The organism is Robbsia betulipollinis (genome assembly GCF_026624755.1).
Lineage (GTDB): Bacteria > Pseudomonadota > Gammaproteobacteria > Burkholderiales > Burkholderiaceae > Robbsia > Robbsia betulipollinis.
Window position 1 is genome coordinate 2,559,880 of sequence record NZ_JAPMXC010000001.1, and the last position, 15,927, is coordinate 2,575,806.

Sequence of the window (15,927 nt, forward strand, 5' to 3'; positions counted from 1 at the left end):
TGCTGGCTACTACCCAACACCTCGTCGAGGTGATCCCCACAATACACGGTAAGGCTATTTCGTCAGGATCAGCTTTCCATGACGCGTAGCGCGAAGTTGGTACGACTCGCCGTTGTGCAGAATGCGCACGACCTTGCCGCCACGCAGCAGATTTTCACTGGTCACGCTGCCGTCGACGCACGGCAGGGCGCTGCGTATCGACGGCATGGCCTCCGAAGGCGCGGCAGGGGATGCCGCCTGCACCGTCACCGCTGCGGACGGTGCCGCGCCGGAGCGTGCAACTTCCTGGCCTGCTGCATTGAGCGGCACCACGACGCGGCGCGGTGCCAGCACGGTGGCCCGTGCCGCCGACGTCCTCTCCGATGCGTCGCGGCGCTGCAGGTGAAGCGTGCGGGGCGTGATGCTGCGGTGCAGGGGGTTCATGTGTCGGCTCTCCAAGCGGCGTCGATGTGTTTATATTAAATGATAACCATTCCCATTTGCAATAAGAATTTCGGGCTTTTCCGATGGTGTCCGTCCGACCCCCGCCCGCGACGCTTCGCGCTGCGGGCGGCGCCAGCGTCAGTGCAGCGGACCTGACGGGGTGATCAGCTTGCCCGCATCGGCGAGTTCGCGGATGGTGCGGACCGTGTCGATGTCTGCTTCCCGGTAGGCCGATTTGACGATCTCGCTGGTACGGGCCGTTTCGGCGTCCGCTGCGGCATCGTCGGCGGCGGGGAGGGACGTACTATACGCGAAGCGCAGGAACAGTTGCAGCGCGTCGGGCGTCTCGATGGTGATGCGCAGGCTGCCGCCAACGTGATGGGCCGTCGGTTCGATGATGTATTCGACGTGGTCGTGGGGCTGCAGGATGACCCGGTCCCGCACCTTCGCGGGACCGTAATCGAGTTCGCGCCGCAGCATATTTCCCTCGCGCGACAGGATGGTGCATCCTTCGAGCCCCAGGACGAACAGTTCCGGCTGCTCGGCGCGCAGGACCAGCCCCTGCCAGAGTTGTTCCCGCGACAGCGGGGCGATCAGCGGATTCAGCGGGTCGTTGATCTGGACGAGATGTTCGTAGTTCAAGCCTGACGTTCCGGTATGGGGCATGAAAAGAGCGGATCCGCGCACATCTGCGCCGGCGTGGCGGGACGTGGCGACCCGCATCGGGTGCTGCATTTTCGCACGACCGCCCCGCCGCCGCTGAGCGCCCGTTCGGTCGCTTGCTTCGGTCGCTTACTTCGACCGGGGCTCGGTGACGAAGCCGATCTTCGACAGGCCGCCCTGCTGCGCCGCCGCCATGACCTGGGCGACGCGTTCGTACCGGACCGCGCGGTCGGCCCGCAGCCGCAGTTCCGGTTGCGGTTCGCGTTTCGCGGCCTCGGCGATGCGCAGGTCGAGCGCGGCGTCGTTGACCGGCGTCTTGTCCCAGACCACGGTGCCATCCGCCTGGACCGCGACATCGACGAAGGCCGGTTTCTGATCGAGCGGCTGGCTGCTGGCGCGCGGCAGATCGACCTTGATCGCGTTGTTCATCACCGGGATGGTGACCAGGAAAATGATCAGCAGCACCAGCATGACGTCGACCAGCGGCGTCATGTTGATCTCGTTCATCAGACCGTCGTCGTCATCGCTGTCGAGTTGGCTCATTGACATGATTGGCGCTCCCGGCTCATTGCGCGCGCGCGGCGAGCTTCAGGCCTTCGCCGCGGCCTTCGTGCCGTGACGAACGCACGCGCGCGCCCGTGACGAAATAGGCGTGCAGGCCGTGGACGAAGCGGTTCAGCTTGGTCACGTTCGCCTTGTTCGAGCGGGTCAGGGCGTTATAGCCGAGCACCGCGGGAATCGCCACGAACAGACCGAAAGCGGTCATGATCAGCGCTTCGCCGACCGGACCGGCGACATGGTCGATCGACGTCTGGCCGCTCGCGCCGATGGCCAGCAGCGCATGATAGATGCCCCAGACCGTACCGAACAGGCCGACGAAGGGCGCCGTGCTGCCGATCGAGGCGAGCACGGCGAGGCCGGCCTGCATGCGCGCGACGATTTCGTCCATCGAGCTTTTCAGGCAGCGGGCGACCCAGTCGCTGGTGTTCATTCCGCCGTGCAGTTCCTTCACGTTCGACTGGTGATGCTCGGTCGCATCCTTGCCCGCCAGTGCCAGCACGACATAGGGGTTGTCGAGCGCGCCGCCGATGCGCTGGATGCCGTCGTCGAAATCGCCGGCGTGCCAGAAGTCCTGCTCCACCGTTTTCGAAAGGCGTTTCAGGCGCCAGGCCTGCCAGGACTTGACGACGATGACCGTCCACGACAGTACCGACATGACGAGCAGCAGCAGCGCGATGCCGCGTGTGACGAAGTCACCCTGATCCCAGACGTGGGCCAAACCGTATTGTTGCATGTCGATTCCTTAATCGATGAATCATTGATCCAGACTGAAGTTGTACGGCCGTTCGGTGATCGCCTTGACCGCCTGACCGCCTTCCATATAGGGAGTGCAGGGACTCGCCAGCGCCGCGGCGCGGGCCGCCTGGTCGAGACGGTCGAAACCGCTGCTCGATTTGACGCGCGCGCTTTCGACATTGCCGTGCGTGTCGACGATGAACTGAATGACCACCGTGCCGGTTTCGCCACGGCGGCGCGACAGCGACGGGTAGTCCGGCGGCGTGCTGCTGCAGGTCAGGTGGCGGACATCCTTCGGAATGTTCGGATTGACTGCGGGGGCGGGCGCAGGCGCGGGTGGTGCGGCGGGCTGCGGCGGCGCGGCAGGCTGCGGTGGACTGGGTGGCGCGCTGGGCGCGGCGGCGACCGGTGTCGGACGGGATGTCGTGACCGGTGCGGGCGTTGGCCGGGGCACGACCCTGGGTGGTGTGCGGTGCACCTGCGGCTTCGGCGGCGTGACGGTCTTGGGCGGCGCCGGCGGCGTCGGTGCGGCCACCGGGACGGGCGCCGGTTCCGGACTGATCAGCGAAGCCGTGACGACCCGGGGCGGGACGATTGTCACCGGATCGGGGTGTTTGAACAGGAAAAAGGCCGCGATCGCCAGCGCGTGGGCTGCGACCACGACGGCGGTCGCGGTCCATGCAGCGCGATGCGACGGCGCGACGCGCGTGAAATCACGCGTGAGGGCGGAATGGGCGGGCGAGTTCATGCGCACTGCCGGGAATTCGAGCGCTGTCCTGGATCGGGGCGCTGCGCGGTGGCGTCGCGCCCCGTCGATTCACGGAAGGAGGGCTTCCCGCCGCCGTCGCCGTGCAGGGCAACCAGGCAACGAGAGACAAGGCCGAGTGTCATGTTCGTCTGGGATGGGAGTGATTCGGTGCGCGGAGCCGGCGCGGCAACCCATGGGAAATTGTATTCGCAAATCTCAACCCGCCGACGATCACCCGGCGCTGCAGGGGCTCGAACGCATCACGCACCGCGCCCGGGCAAGCAGCCCAGGGAGGCGCGTTTCCTGCCCGCGCGGCGTGGGCAGGAGCAACGGGACGAACCTTTGCACCCTGTCGTCGCAGCTCAGGCGGCCCGCGCGTGAAACATCATGGGCACGGCCTGCGCGCGATCGCCGGCGCGTTCCGCGCGCGAACATCCTATCTCGCGCCCGGCCAGAACTTCATGCACCGATTCTTCGCACCGTCCGCAACAGGTCGCGACACCGTGTTCGAATTGCAATGCTTCGAAGGTATCGTGACCCGCTTGCATCGAGGCACGCAGTTGCCGGTCGGAAATTGCCTTGCAGACACAGACGATCATAAGTGAGCGAGCGAGTCGGAAGCGGGTAATGCGAATTATTATCATTCAATATGGAAGACTTGGCAAGTGCGTTGCTTCCATGTCATGTGATGGCGGCTGCGCGAACGTCGCCGGGCGCGCGCCTTGTTTGGCGGATGCCTGCGTCAACATCAACCGGGAGATGGCGTCGCCTGGCCGCGCCGGCTGCGGCAACGCAACGGTCTTCGAAGCTTTGCCGAGCCGGCGATCGTGGCGCCGGCCCACAGCCGCGGACCGGCGCGGGACAGCGTCACACCGCGTGATGCGCCGGGAAGTGCCCGCCGTACGGGCCATCGGCTGCGCTCAGCACCGACGGGATATCCCGGACTGCCGCCGGGACCATCGTGCCGGACAACGCCACGCGTGCCAGCCCGTCGAGCGCGTGGGTCGAGCCGGTGGAAAGCAGCGTCAACGCGGCCTCCGACGGTGCTGCACCCACAGGGGCCGCCGGTGCCCGCAGTCCGCGCGCGTCGAGCAGCCGGCCGAGTTGCCGGGCGACCGGCATGCTATTGTCGATGATGCGCAGGCGTTCGCCCGTCAGCGAACGGATCAACGGAATCAGGAAAGGGTAGTGGGTGCAGCCCAGCGCGAGCGTGTCGGCGCCGGCATCGAGCATCGGCTGGAGATACCCTTCGAGCAGGGCGGCCAGCGTCGGAGAACCGGTATCGCCGCGCTCGATCGCCTCGACCAGGCCGACGCCGGCCACGCAGACCAGCCGGCAATCGCCCGCGTGCGTGGCGAGCAGATGCTGGAATTTGTCGCTGCGCAGCGTTGCGGCGGTCGCGAGCACGCCCGCGACGCGGCTGCGGCTCGCCTGGCTGGCGGGCTTGATGCCCGGTTCGACGCCGACGATCGGCACCGTGAGTGCCGCGCGCAGCGCGGCGATCGCGACCGTGGTCGCCGTGTTGCAGGCCACCACCAGCGCTTTCGCGCCCTGGGCGACCAGCCAGTGGCCGATCGCCAGCGACCGGTCGATGAGGAAGGCATCGCTGCGCGCGCCATAGGGCGCATAGCGGGAATCGGCGCAATAGACCAGCGATTCGCCCGGCAGTGCCTGCCGGATCGCGCGCAGCACGGACAGGCCTCCGACGCCGGAATCGAACACGCCCACCGGCGCCGCGCCCTCGGTGCGCATGTTACTGATTGATGCCGCCCATCGCGCTTTGCAGGTAGTTCGGCAGCGTCAGCTTGTCGATCAGTTCGATCTGGGTTTCAAGCCAGTCGATATGCTCCTCGGTGTCATCAAGAATCTTCTGAAAAATTTCGCGGGAGACGAAATCGCGTGCCAGCTCGCAGTGGGCGATGCCTTCCTTGCAGGTCGCCTGGGAGATGTATTCCAGCTTGAGATCCGAGGCGAGGATTTCCGGCGTGTTTTCCCCGATCATCAGCTTGTGCAGGTCCTGCAGGTTCGGCAGGCCGTCGAGCATGAAGATCCGCTGGATCAGCCAGTCGGCATGGTTCATTTCGCCGATCGACTCGTCGTATTCCTTCTTGCCGAGCGATTCCAGGCCCCAGTGCTTGTACATCCGCGCGTGCAGGAAATACTGGTTGATCGCGGTCAGCTCGTTTTTCAGCTGCGCGTTCAGATATTCGATGACCTTGGGGTCGCTTTTCATGGCAAATTTCCTTCTGTGGGGCAGGATGGCGCCGCGATTCGCCGGGCGCCCGCGATCGGTATCGGAGCGCCCGGCGACGGATCACGGCGCGGAAGTTCGCCCACGATAATCGGTCGGCGCGGAAAAGCCAAGCATGACGATAAAATTGCGCGAAAAGGACGCCCTATCGCGATCCTGAATCAGAAATATTCGCATTCAGATGGGTTTTTCGTCGTTTTACGGGCTTTTTTCGCCTTTTCCGTAATTTTTCGCAAGACTGGCGACGGCGGTGTTTCGCGCGTTCGCCGGGCGCTCGCGGACGATTTCGCGGCGGTGTCGGCCAGCGCGGTCACCGCCGGCGCCACCGTGCCCGGGTCGCGCTCGCGGCGTAAGATTCAGGTAAGGTCCCGGCCTTACCGTCGGAGGCATAATCTCATTTCGGCAACGCGGTTTTCGCGCTGCCGTATTCACAGCGAACAGGAGGAGACAACGATGGCCGCCATTGAGTCAGTCATGCACGAGGGCCGGGTATTCGAGCCGGCCGCGAGCATCGTCGAAACCGCGGCCGTGTCCGGAATGCCCGCCTACCATGCGCTGGTGGCGGAGGCCGAGCGCGATTACGAGGGTTTCTGGGGACGGCTCGCGCGTACGGCGCTCGACTGGCAGACGCCGTTCACCAAGGTGCTCGACGAAAGCCGTGCGCCGTTCTACACATGGTTCGAGGACGGCCGCTTGAACGCGTCGTACAACTGTCTGGACCGGCACGTCGAGAACGGTCTGGGCGAGAAAGCCGCGCTGATCTTCGAAGCCGACGACGGCACGGTGACGCGGGTCAGCTACCGCGACCTGCTCGCGCGCGTGAGCCGCCTGGCGAATGCGCTGAAGGCCCGCGGCGTGAAGACCGGCGACCGGGTGGTGATCTATATGCCGATGTCGGTCGAGGGCGTGGTCGCGATGCAGGCATGCGCGCGCATCGGTGCGACGCATTCGGTGGTCTTCGGCGGCTTTTCGTCGAAATCGCTGAACGAGCGGATCGTCGACGCCGGCGCGGTCGCGGTAATCACCGCCGACGAGCAGATGCGCGGCGGCCGCGCGCTGCCGTTGAAATCGATCGTCGACGAGGCGCTCGCCGCGGGCGGCACCGAGACGGTGACGAGCGTCATCGTCTACCGGCGTACCGGCGGTGACGTGCACTGGGACGCGGCGCGCGATCTCTGGCTGCACGAACTGGTCGCGACGCAATCGGACGTCTGTGCCCCGGAGTGGGTGGGCGCCGAGCATCCGCTCTTCATCCTCTACACGTCCGGCTCCACCGGCAAGCCGAAAGGCGTCCAGCACAGCACCGGCGGTTATCTGCTGTGGGCGCAGCAGACGATGCAGTGGACCTTCGACATCAAGTCCGAGGACGTGTTCTGGTGCACGGCCGACATCGGCTGGATCACGGGGCATACCTATATTTGCTATGGCCCGACCGCGGCGGGCGCGACCCAGGTGATCTTCGAAGGCGTTCCCACTTATCCGGACGCCGGCCGTTTCTGGAAGATGATCGAGCAGCACCGGGTCACGGTCTTCTACACCGCGCCCACGGCGATCCGCTCGTTGATCAAGGCGGCGGACGCGAACCCCGAGGTGCATCCGCGGCGCTATGACCTGTCCTCGCTGCGCGTCATCGGCACGGTAGGGGAGCCGATCAATCCGGCGGCCTGGATGTGGTACCACGACGAGGTGGGCGGCGGACGCTGCCCGATCGTCGATACCTTCTGGCAGACCGAGACGGGCGGCCACGTGATCAGCCCGTTGCCGGGCGCGACGCCGCTCGTGCCGGGTTCGTGCACCTTGCCGCTGCCGGGCATTCTGGCCGCGGTGGTCGACGAGACCGGTCAGGAGGTGCCGAACGGCCAGGGCGGGATCCTGGTGATCAAGCGGCCCTGGCCGGCGATGCTGCGCACCGTCTGGCGCGACCCGGAGCGGTTTCGCAAGAGCTATTTCCCGGAGGAACTGGGCGGGACGCTCTATCTGGCGGGGGACGGCGCGGTGCGCGACGCGACCACGGGCAATTTCACGATCATGGGCCGGATCGACGACGTGCTCAACATCTCGGGGCACCGGATGGGCACGATGGAAATCGAGTCGGCGCTGGTCAGCCATCCGCTGGTCGCGGAGGCGGCCGTCGTCGGGCGGCCGGACGACACCACCGGCGAGGCGATCGTCGCCTTCGTGGTGCTCAAACGGACGCGGCCGACGGGCGACGAGGGCCGGGCGATCGCGAACGAACTGCGTGCCTGGGTGGCCAAGCAGATCGGGCCGATCGCCAAGCCGCGCGATCTGCGTTTCGGCGACAACCTGCCGAAGACGCGTTCGGGCAAGATCATGCGCCGTCTGCTGCGGGGTCTGGCAAAGGGCGAAACGGCCCCGCAGGATACGTCGACGCTGGAGAACCCGGCGATTCTCGAGCAACTCGGCGAGGCGCTGTAGCGCGCCGGGACCTTGCCCGCGGGCGCGCCGTTTCCCGAGCGCTATGCCTCGCGGGCGCCCGCGGTAGCGGGATCGCCCGGGGCAGCGTCGAAATCGATCAGCAATTGCCTGTCGTCGCGCGCTGCGCCGCTCACGCGGGCACGCGTCGCGGCCGGCGCTGCCGGGCCGGTGCGGGAGAGGACCGCGGGAGCGGCATCCGCATCCGGTTCGACGGTGGGGGCGGCGGGGGCGGGGGGGGCGACCAGTTCGAGGGCACGTGCGACGCGCAGCGGCAGTACATCGAGCGTGGGGTCGCGAAACGCACGGCGCAGGATCGCGTAGGTGTCGCGGTCGAACAGCGGCACCGGCGTGGCGGCGGCCAGTCCCGGCAACGCGCGCGGATCCTCGCTGCTGCCCAGGTAACTCCAGTTGTCGACCACGTGCCATTGGGTCAGGCCGGTGCGATGCCGCTCGGCGAAAGCGATCGGGCCATCGTGCGGCCAGCAGGCGATGCGCAGCGGCGCGAGCGCCTCGCGCAGACGCGCCGCCTGCGCGCCCGCCGCTTCTGCGGAAGAGACGTCATCGGCAGCGTCATCGGCAAGTTCGCCCGCTTCCCATGCCGGCGCGTCCTTTTCCAGCCCGAGCGCCGCCGGGTACACGCCGTTTTCGCGCGCGAGCTTGCGCAAGCGCGACTCGGCCTTCGCGCGGGAATCGAAGATGCCGAACAGATCCTCGGTGCGACCGAAGTCCCGTTCATGCGGCCAGGCCAGGCGCGGCACGCTCGCCTCCGGCGGAAAGTACCAGCTGCACGGCGTGCTGCGGCGGCGCAGCACGCGGTTGTGCGGCGGCGCGAGGGCCTTGACGAGTTGCGCCTCGACGAGCGCGGCGCCGGTCTCGCCGGCGGCCACCCGATGCTCGATCCGCCGCACCGCCGACGACAATGGCTGATCGTTCGACTGACGGTGGTCGGCGGAGAAGTGCGCGCCCACGCTCTTGCGCAGGTCGGCGCCCTTGCCGACGAACAGCGGCAGGCCCTGTGCGCCGTAGAAGACGTACACGCCGGGCAGGGCGGGCAGGCTGTCGAGCGCGTCCTCGTCGAGCGCCGCCGGCAGGCTCGCCCGTCGGATCAGGGTGCGCGCGGCGGCGTCGATGGTGGCGAACGGGTGCTGGCGGTGCAGATGCTGCCAGAACTGCCAGAGCAGATCGGCGTCGGCGAGCGCGCGGTGCCGGCCGCGCGGGACCAGCGCGAAACGTTCAATGAGCGCATCGAGGCCGTGCTTGCGTGCCGTCGGAAACAGCGTGCGCGAGAGCCGGACCGTACACAACACATCGGCGCGAAAGCGCAGACCGGCCCGCTTGAATTCGCTTTTCAGAAAACCGTAGTCGAAGCGCGCGTTGTGGGCGATGAAAAGCTTGCCCTCGAGTTGCGCGGCCAGCGCGGGCGCGAGCGAGGCGAAACTCGGCTGGCCCCGCACCATCGCGTTGCTGATGCCGGTGAGTTGTTCGATGAACGGCGGAATCGGCTGGCCGGGGTCGACCATCATCGTCCACTCACGCAAACCCTCGGGCCCGACCTCGACCAGACCGATTTCCGTGATCCGGTCCTTGAGCGGGTCCGAGCCGGTGGTCTCGAGATCGACGAACACCATCGGGCGGTCGAGCCGGGCCAGCAAGGCGGGGACGTCGAACGCACCGGTAGCGGGAGAGGCCGCGTCGATGGGAGCGGCCGACGCCGGGGCGTCAACCCGCGAATGCGCCACCTTCATGCGGTCGGCGGCGCCGCGGCGCGTGCGGCGGACGGGGTTGGCGCGAGGGCCACTGCCTGCTCGAGCGCGGCGGCCACGCGTTTGGCGAAGCCCAGGTCCGACGTCGCCAGCACCTCGGTTTCGCCGGCATCGCGCACGACCAGGACGCGGTGCCGCATCGTCTGGAATTTCCACGTCAGGTAGCTGACCACTGCAAGCATGACGCCGATGGCGATCGTCGGACTCGAGCGGATCACGATGCCGTATATCGCCACCAGGATGGCGACGACCAGGATCGGCACGGCGAAACGCCGGTGGGGCTGATCGACGAAGACCCGCACGCTGCGGGCGTCCTTCAGCGGGAAAGGCGTGCCATAGACGACGATGCGGGCGGTGCTGACCGTGACGTTCGCTTCCTCGAAAAACGGAAGCGGCGCGTTGGCGGCGCGGGGCGCCGGGGAGGAAATGGGGTCTGATGACATGCGATGGCGTCCACTAAAAAAGGCTGGCGGCGCTATTGTGCCTCTTTTTGGCGCAACGCCGCCATTTCCCCGATATCGGCAGGCACCGGCAACGATGCCGCATCGGGACGCGGTACCCGCTGCATGGCATGCCCGGCATCCGCCGACGTGCTCCGGCGCGTCAGCGGGCGCGTGGCGAAACCCGCCGGCGCACCGCATTCGCGCAGCAGCGCGCGCAGATCGAGAATCACGGGAAAGACCTCATGGTTCAGATCCTCGCCCTGCCGGTCGTGCGCGGCCTGTTCGCGCTCGACGATCCAGCGGTCTTCCTTGAAGATGCGTTCGGTGAACCAGACCAGCAGCGGCCAGGCCACGTCGAGCAGGGGCGCGAGCTTCGGCTTGCGGATCGACAGCAGCCCGAAGGTGCGGTTCGTGCGCTGTTCCGCGTCGAGCGGCACGTAGACGATCCACAAATCCATCACCCGGGTGCCGTCGGAGGTCTCGATGCGCAGCGTCTGGTACGGGTAGGCGGTACGGATCGTCATCACGTCCTTGGGGCTCCCGGCGCTGCCCTTGGTATCGCCGCCGTTCGCGTCGGCGCTTTTCGCACCGACCCGGCGTCGTTCGCCGAAGACCAGCGCCTCGCCCATCGGCTGCTTGCCGGCCATGCGGGAGAAGGTGTATTCGACCTCGACCCAATCCTCGCTCTTGCGGCGGCCCAGCGAACGCGCCTGCATCTGTCCCATCTGGCGCCGGTGCAGGAACTGATGGTTCATGTCCATCAGGTTCTCATGCATGAACGAGTAATGGCACTGCACTTCGCGGCCGAAACGCCGGGTCTTGTACGCCGGGTCCGCGACGGATCCCAACGTGGGGAAGGGCACGGTCTCGGCCAGCGCCGGGTCCCCCGGGAAAACGAAGATCAGCCCCTGTTCCTCGCGGCAAGGGTAGGCGCGCACGCCGTTGGGCAGGCGCTCGCGCCCCAGATAGGGGACGTCGATGCACTTCCCGGCGCAGTCGTAGGTCCAGCCGTGATAGCAGCACCGGATCGTCTCGCCTTCGACCACGCCCGCATGCAGGGGTACCTGGCGGTGCGCGCAACGGTCTTCGAGCGCGAAAACCTTGCCGGTTCCGGTGCGCACCAGGACGATCGGATCGCCGGCGAAGCGCACCGCATGGGTCTTGCCCCGCTTGAGTTCGCGCGACCATGCGAGCGGATACCAGTGATCGGGATGGATGTCGACGCGGCGCAGGTCGCGCGGCGTGTCCGCCATGGCCGCGCCGGGGGGGACGTCCTTGACGGTGAGGCTTTCCAGCGGAACGACGGTGGTGTGCATGGGAACGTCTCCGTGCGGTGGTGCCGGGGCACACTGACAGGCCAGGGGCGCATGGACGCCAGGGCGGCGTCGACACGGACATCGTCGCACAGTCTAGCGGATATTCGCCGCGTACGAGTCCCGGGTTACGCGCCCGGCCGGCTTCAATCCTGCGAGTGATTCTGCTGCGCGAACAGCGTCCAGCTGGCCATGAACAGGGCGGCGATCAGCGGGCCGATCACGAAACCGTTGATGCCGAACAGGGCCATGCCGCCCAGCGTGGAGATCAGGACGACCCAGTCCGGCAGCTTGGTGTCCTTGCCGACCAGCAGCGGGCGCAGCAGGTTGTCGGCCAGGCCGATCACGAACACGCAGAACAGCAGCAGGATGGTGGCTTTCCATTCGTGGCCGGTGGCGAACAGCAGGATGGCCGCCGGACCCCAGACGAGCGCCGCGCCGATGGCGGGCAGCAACGACAGGAAGGCCATCAGCACGCCCCAGAGCAACGCACCCTCAACGCCGAGGATCAGGAAGATGATGCCGCCGAGCAGACCCTGCACCAGGGCCACCACGATATTGCCCTTCACCGTGGCGCGCACGACCGTCGTGAATTTGCGCAGCAGATGTACCTTGTGCGATTCGTCGAAGGGCAGCGCGTGTCGGATCAGACGGCCGATGTGCCGGCCGTCGCGCAGCAGGAAGAACACGAGGTAGAGCATGACGCCGAACGCGACCACGAACTGGAAGGTGTTCTGCCCGAAGGTCAGGGCACGCGCGGCCAGCACCTGGCTGATGGTGGCCGCCCCGGCCGTCAGCTTCGCCTGGAGGTCGCCGAAATCCGTCAGGCCGAAGCGGGCGAGCAGGTGCTGGGCGGATGCGGGCAACAGGGCGAGCGCCTTCTGGAAGTAACCCGCGACGTTCAACTGCCCGTGCTGGATGCGCGCGTAGATCAGCGCGACTTCCTGGATCAGCGTGCCGGCTACGAGCGCCAGAGGCAGGATCACCAGCAGCAGGATGAAGGCGAGCGTCGCGAGCGCCGCCAGATTCGGCTTGTTTCCCATGCGCACCAGCAGCCAGCGCTGCACCGGTTGGAACATCAGGGCGAGGATTGCTCCCCAGAAGACGGCGCTGAAAAATGGCAGCAGGATCGAGCCCATGCCGATCGTGACGATTACCAGAAGGATGTGAAACGATTTTTCGTATACCCGGCGATTATTCATTTGCTTGTTATTGGCAACGGTGCGTGGCGGGAGTCGAGCTTCGCGCGCTTTGACCCGGAACGGGGTCCGCGTGGGCGGCGTGCGGCCTGCGGCTAGCTTACACGAGAGTGCCGGTTCGGGTCCGCGGCGCCGGTTGGCGCGGGTCCGGTTGGCGCGGGTCCGGTTGGCGCGGGTCCGCGCGCCCGGTGCGACAGATCACGGTGCGTGAGATACAGGCGCAGGTCGAATTCGATCTGATGATAATCGGGCTGCATGAATTCGCAGAGCCGATAGAACGCCTTGTTGTGGTCGCTTTCCTTCAGATGCGCGAGTTCGTGCACCACGATCATTTTCAGGAAGGGCGCGGGCGCTTCCTTGAAGAGGGAGGCGATGCGGATCTCCTTTTTCGCCTTGAGCTTGCCGCCCTGTACCCGGGAGATCGCCGTGTGCAGCCCCAGCGCGTGGCGCACCACGTCGAGCTTGCTGTCGTAGACGACCTTGTCGATCGCGGGCGCCACGCGCAGGTAGTCCTGTTTCAGCGCGGCACAGTACTGGTACAGCATCCGGTCGGATTGCACCGGATGTCTGTCCGGATACTTCTCCGCCAGATAGGCGTCCAGCTTGTCGTCGGCGATCAGGCGGCGCACTTTGTCCTGCAGCGCCGCCGGGTAGGCGCCCAGATATTTGAGATCGTTCATGGAGAAACCGGGTGGGATGTCGCGATTGTAGCGGGTCGGCGCAAACTTTCGCTTCGGCGTCGCGAATTCCTGTCAACCTAATTCCGGCTGGGGCGTTTAGGTAGATACAGGCCACGTGGCTTGCCGGGCAGTTCCTGCACTCAATACCAAAGGGTTTCTGACATGAAGAAGCAACTCATCATCGCGGCACTGATCAGCTTTTCGTCGGTCGCTGCCTTCGCACAGGCATCGGCACCGGCAGCGGACACGCCGGCCGTGACGGACGCGGCGCCGGCAAGCGGCACGATGGCCAAGAAGAAGCATCACCACAAGAAGCATCACCGCATGCACCACGGCGTTGCAGCCAGCAACGCAACGCCGTCGTCGGCACCGAAGCCCTAAGTTCGGTCGTTCGTCAGGCGGCGCCTACTGGTGCCGTCCTGAAAAAAAAGCCCGGTCGGTTCATCCCGCCGGGCTTTTTTCATGGGCGGCGCGGGGCGCGCCTGCCTTCGCCTGCGCCTTTTCGTTCCCTGGCTAGAGATTGGTCATACCGATGAACTGACGCAGTTCGGGCGTGCGTGGGTTCACGAACAGTTCCTCGGGCGGTCCGATCTCGTGAACCTTGCCCTGATGCATGAAAACCACACGGTCGCATACTTCGCGCGCGAAGCGCATCTCGTGCGTCACCATCAGCAGCGTCATGCCTTCGTCGGCCAGCTTGCGGACCACGTTCAACACTTCGTTGACCAGTTCGGGATCGAGCGCGGAGGTGATTTCGTCGCACAGCAGGGCGTTCGGCTCCATGCTGAGCGCGCGCGCGATCGCCACCCGCTGCTGCTGTCCACCCGAAAGCTGCTCGGGAAAGCTGTCGAATTTCTCGGACAGCCCGACCCGTTCCAGGTTCTGCACCGCCAGCTTGCGCGCGGCCGCTTCGCTGGTGCCCTTGACGACCATCGGCGAGATCATCACGTTGCGGCCCACGCTCAAGTGGGGGAACAGATTGAACTGCTGGAAGATCATGCCGACTTTCAACCGCAGCCGCCGCAGTTCGGCCTCGCCCTGTCCGAGATAAGCCCCCGCGACGTTGATCGCGCCTTCGTCGATCGTCTCCAGGCCGTTGATGCAGCGCAGCAAGGTGCTCTTGCCGGAACCGCTCTTGCCGATGATCGCGATGACTTCGCCCTTTTCGACCGAGAGGCGAATGCCCTTGAGCACTTCATTGCTGCCGAAGCGCTTCTTGACGTCGTCAATGGTGATGAGCGGCATGGAATTTTTTCTCCAGAAAACGGCTATAGACGGAAAGCGGCCAGCACAGCGCGAAGTACATCAGGGCCACCAGACCGAAGGTTTCGAACGGACGAAAGGTCGCGTTGGTGATCATGGTGCCGGCTTTCGTCAGTTCGACGAAGCCGATGATCGAGGTGACGGCCGTGCCCTTGACGATCTGCACGCAAAAGCCGACGGTCGGCGCGATCGAGATGCGCATCGCCTGCGGCAGCACGATATGGCGCATCTGTTGCATACGGCTCATCGCCAGGCTCGCGCCGGCTTCCCACTGGCCGCGGTGAATCGCTTCCACCGCGCCGCGCCAGATTTCGGCGAGAAAGGCGCTCGACCACAGCGTCAGGCCGAGACCGGCGGCGAGCCAGGCGGGCACCTCGAGGCCGAACAGCGCGAGACCGAAGAAGATCATGAACAGCTGCATCAACAGCGGCGTGCCCTGGAAGAGCTCGATATAGCAACGTGCCAGCACGCGCGGCAGCGCCGCGCGCGAGATGCGGCACCACAGCACCAGCAGGCCGACGATGCCGCCGAAGACGAAGGCGCCGACGGACAGCAGGGCGGTCCAGCGCAACGCGAGCAACAGCGCGCGGACGATGTCCCACAGAGTGAAGTTCATGCGGATCTCCTGCGCAGGCGGGGGCCGTCGGTGGTGCGGGCGGGACGGGCGAGCACATAGCGCTCGCCGATGAGCCTGAGCAGCTGGCGCAGCAGGATCGCCAGGATCAGGTAGACGACGGTTGCCACCCCGTACGATTCGAACGCGCGGAAGTTGCGGCCCTGAATAAAGTTCGCGGCGAAGGACAATTCCTCGACGGCGATCTGCGAGCAGACGGCCGACCCCAGCATGACGATCACCAACTGGCTCGACAGCGCCGGCCATATCTTCTGCAGCGCGGGGCGCAGGATGATGTAGCGGAACACCTGGAAGCGCGTCATCGCCAGGCTCAGCGCGGCCTCGGTCTGGCCGCGCGCGACGGCGCCGATGCCGGCGCGAATGATCTCGGTGCTATAGGCGCCCAGATTGATCACCATCGTCAGGATGGCCGCTTCCATCTCGTTGATGCGCAGGCCCACGCCCGGCAAGCCGAAGAAAATGAAGAACAACTGCACCAGGAACGGCGTATTGCGGATCAGTTCGACATAGACGCCGACGATGGGCCTGAGCCAGCGTGGCCCCTGGGTGCGCGCCCAGGCACCGAAGATGCCGAGGGCGATGCCGAGGCCGCCGCCGATCACGATCAGCTCGATCGTGACGGAGATACCCTTGAGCAGCACCGGCGTGTAATCGAATACCGCCGGAAAATCGAATTGATAGGCCATCGTGTACGGTTTGTCGACATTGCTGTCCCGCTTGCCCGTGGCGCGCCCGCAGGGTGCGGAAGGCGCCTGAAAAGCGCACAGGACGTGAACGCGAAGCAATGCCAGGTTGGAAAGACCGCGCGCGGGCAG

16 protein-coding genes and 2 pseudogenes are annotated in these 15,927 nt (G+C 66.2%); 2 read left to right on the forward strand and 16 right to left on the reverse strand.

Annotated features, from left to right (window positions below):
* Positions 1-54 precede the first annotated feature (54 nt).
* The 8 genes from OVY01_RS11215 to bfr form a co-directional block, all read right to left on the reverse strand.
* A complete protein-coding gene (locus tag OVY01_RS11215) occupies positions 55-423 on the reverse strand; it encodes a hemin uptake protein HemP (protein WP_267847505.1) in 369 nt (122 codons plus the stop codon).
* A gap of 138 nt (positions 424-561) precedes the next feature.
* A complete protein-coding gene (locus OVY01_RS11220) occupies positions 562-1,065 on the reverse strand; it encodes an SRPBCC family protein (RefSeq protein WP_267847506.1) in 504 nt (167 codons plus the stop codon).
* A 150-nt stretch (positions 1,066-1,215) separates the two neighbouring features.
* A complete protein-coding gene (locus OVY01_RS11225; protein WP_267847507.1) occupies positions 1,216-1,635 on the reverse strand; it encodes an ExbD/TolR family protein in 420 nt (139 codons plus the stop codon).
* Between the two features lie 16 nt (positions 1,636-1,651).
* Positions 1,652-2,380 (reverse strand): MotA/TolQ/ExbB proton channel family protein, encoded by a 729-nt coding sequence (locus OVY01_RS11230; RefSeq protein WP_267847508.1) that lies wholly within the window; start codon positions 2,378-2,380, stop codon positions 1,652-1,654.
* 21 nt (positions 2,381-2,401) lie between these two features.
* Entirely contained in the window at positions 2,402-3,130 is a 729-nt protein-coding gene (locus OVY01_RS11235) for an energy transducer TonB (RefSeq protein WP_267847509.1), read from the reverse strand.
* A 362-nt stretch (positions 3,131-3,492) separates the two neighbouring features.
* Complete coding sequence (locus tag OVY01_RS11240; protein ID WP_267847510.1) at positions 3,493-3,729, reverse strand: (2Fe-2S)-binding protein; 237 nt, start codon at positions 3,727-3,729, stop codon at positions 3,493-3,495.
* Between the two features lie 268 nt (positions 3,730-3,997).
* The gene (murI, locus tag OVY01_RS11245; protein WP_267847511.1) at positions 3,998-4,882 is read right to left on the reverse strand and encodes a glutamate racemase; all 885 of its coding nucleotides are present in this window, start codon (positions 4,880-4,882) and stop codon (positions 3,998-4,000) included.
* A 1-nt stretch (position 4,883) separates the two neighbouring features.
* Positions 4,884-5,363 carry a bacterioferritin gene (gene bfr, locus OVY01_RS11250; RefSeq protein ID WP_267847512.1) on the reverse strand — a complete coding sequence of 160 codons (480 nt, stop codon included), beginning with the start codon at positions 5,361-5,363 and terminating at the stop codon, positions 4,884-4,886.
* A gap of 471 nt (positions 5,364-5,834) precedes the next feature.
* On the opposite strand from bfr, the gene acs reads away from it, so the two are divergent.
* A complete protein-coding gene (acs, locus tag OVY01_RS11255; protein ID WP_267847513.1) occupies positions 5,835-7,817 on the forward strand; it encodes an acetate--CoA ligase in 1,983 nt (660 codons plus the stop codon).
* Positions 7,818-7,858: 41 nt separating this feature from the next.
* Here the strand turns inward: acs and OVY01_RS11260 are convergent, their stop codons facing one another.
* From OVY01_RS11260 to OVY01_RS11280, 5 genes and pseudogenes are all read right to left on the reverse strand, one after another.
* Entirely contained in the window at positions 7,859-9,562 is a 1,704-nt protein-coding gene (locus OVY01_RS11260) for an exonuclease domain-containing protein (protein ID WP_267847514.1), read from the reverse strand.
* The gene (locus tag OVY01_RS11265) at positions 9,559-10,023 is read right to left on the reverse strand and encodes a DUF6232 family protein (protein ID WP_267847515.1); all 465 of its coding nucleotides are present in this window, start codon (positions 10,021-10,023) and stop codon (positions 9,559-9,561) included. The genes OVY01_RS11260 and OVY01_RS11265 overlap by 4 nt, the downstream gene beginning before the upstream one ends.
* A 188-nt stretch (positions 10,024-10,211) precedes the next feature.
* Positions 10,212-11,339, reverse strand: a pseudogene (locus OVY01_RS11270) (Rieske 2Fe-2S domain-containing protein); the annotation flags it as partial.
* A 143-nt stretch (positions 11,340-11,482) separates the two neighbouring features.
* On the reverse strand, positions 11,483-12,538 hold the full coding sequence (locus tag OVY01_RS11275; RefSeq protein ID WP_267847517.1) for an AI-2E family transporter: 1,056 nt from the start codon (positions 12,536-12,538) through the stop codon (positions 11,483-11,485).
* A gap of 182 nt (positions 12,539-12,720) precedes the next feature.
* Positions 12,721-13,215, reverse strand: a pseudogene (locus tag OVY01_RS11280) (M48 metallopeptidase family protein); the annotation flags it as partial.
* A 162-nt stretch (positions 13,216-13,377) separates the two neighbouring features.
* On the opposite strand from OVY01_RS11280, the gene OVY01_RS11285 reads away from it, so the two are divergent.
* On the forward strand, positions 13,378-13,596 hold the full coding sequence (locus tag OVY01_RS11285; protein ID WP_267847518.1) for a hypothetical protein: 219 nt from the start codon (positions 13,378-13,380) through the stop codon (positions 13,594-13,596).
* Between the two features lie 132 nt (positions 13,597-13,728).
* Here OVY01_RS11285 and OVY01_RS11290 read toward each other — a convergent pair whose 3' ends face one another.
* The 3 genes from OVY01_RS11290 to OVY01_RS11300 are packed head-to-tail and all read right to left on the reverse strand — an operon-like array spanning position 13,729 to position 15,798.
* The gene (locus tag OVY01_RS11290; protein ID WP_267847519.1) at positions 13,729-14,460 is read right to left on the reverse strand and encodes an amino acid ABC transporter ATP-binding protein; all 732 of its coding nucleotides are present in this window, start codon (positions 14,458-14,460) and stop codon (positions 13,729-13,731) included.
* The gene (locus OVY01_RS11295; RefSeq protein WP_267847520.1) at positions 14,441-15,094 is read right to left on the reverse strand and encodes an amino acid ABC transporter permease; all 654 of its coding nucleotides are present in this window, start codon (positions 15,092-15,094) and stop codon (positions 14,441-14,443) included. Before OVY01_RS11295 ends, OVY01_RS11290 begins: the two co-directional genes overlap by 20 nt.
* A complete protein-coding gene (locus OVY01_RS11300) occupies positions 15,091-15,798 on the reverse strand; it encodes an amino acid ABC transporter permease (protein ID WP_267847757.1) in 708 nt (235 codons plus the stop codon). The genes OVY01_RS11295 and OVY01_RS11300 overlap by 4 nt, the downstream gene beginning before the upstream one ends.
* Positions 15,799-15,927 lie beyond the last annotated feature (129 nt).

Excerpts from the sequence above, each read along its gene's own strand:
- OVY01_RS11215 (WP_267847505.1), bottom strand. The coding sequence starts at position 423 with ATGAACCCCCTGCACCGCAGCATCACGCCCCGCACGCTTCACCTGCAG.
- OVY01_RS11290 (WP_267847519.1), bottom strand. The coding sequence starts at position 14,460 with ATGCCGCTCATCACCATTGACGACGTCAAGAAGCGCTTCGGCAGCAAT.
- OVY01_RS11285 (WP_267847518.1), top strand. The coding sequence starts at position 13,378 with ATGAAGAAGCAACTCATCATCGCGGCACTGATCAGCTTTTCGTCGGTC.
- OVY01_RS11230 (WP_267847508.1), bottom strand. The coding sequence starts at position 2,380 with ATGCAACAATACGGTTTGGCCCACGTCTGGGATCAGGGTGACTTCGTC.
- OVY01_RS11260 (WP_267847514.1), bottom strand. The coding sequence starts at position 9,562 with ATGAAGGTGGCGCATTCGCGGGTTGACGCCCCGGCGTCGGCCGCTCCC.
- murI (WP_267847511.1), bottom strand. The coding sequence starts at position 4,882 with ATGCGCACCGAGGGCGCGGCGCCGGTGGGCGTGTTCGATTCCGGCGTC.
- OVY01_RS11225 (WP_267847507.1), bottom strand. The coding sequence starts at position 1,635 with ATGTCAATGAGCCAACTCGACAGCGATGACGACGACGGTCTGATGAAC.
- OVY01_RS11265 (WP_267847515.1), bottom strand. The coding sequence starts at position 10,023 with ATGTCATCAGACCCCATTTCCTCCCCGGCGCCCCGCGCCGCCAACGCG.
- OVY01_RS11300 (WP_267847757.1), bottom strand. The coding sequence starts at position 15,798 with ATGGCCTATCAATTCGATTTTCCGGCGGTATTCGATTACACGCCGGTG.
- OVY01_RS11295 (WP_267847520.1), bottom strand. The coding sequence starts at position 15,094 with ATGAACTTCACTCTGTGGGACATCGTCCGCGCGCTGTTGCTCGCGTTG.
- acs (WP_267847513.1), top strand. The coding sequence starts at position 5,835 with ATGGCCGCCATTGAGTCAGTCATGCACGAGGGCCGGGTATTCGAGCCG.
- OVY01_RS11275 (WP_267847517.1), bottom strand. The coding sequence starts at position 12,538 with ATGAATAATCGCCGGGTATACGAAAAATCGTTTCACATCCTTCTGGTA.
- OVY01_RS11240 (WP_267847510.1), bottom strand. The coding sequence starts at position 3,729 with ATGATCGTCTGTGTCTGCAAGGCAATTTCCGACCGGCAACTGCGTGCC.
- OVY01_RS11235 (WP_267847509.1), bottom strand. The coding sequence starts at position 3,130 with ATGAACTCGCCCGCCCATTCCGCCCTCACGCGTGATTTCACGCGCGTC.
- bfr (WP_267847512.1), bottom strand. The coding sequence starts at position 5,363 with ATGAAAAGCGACCCCAAGGTCATCGAATATCTGAACGCGCAGCTGAAA.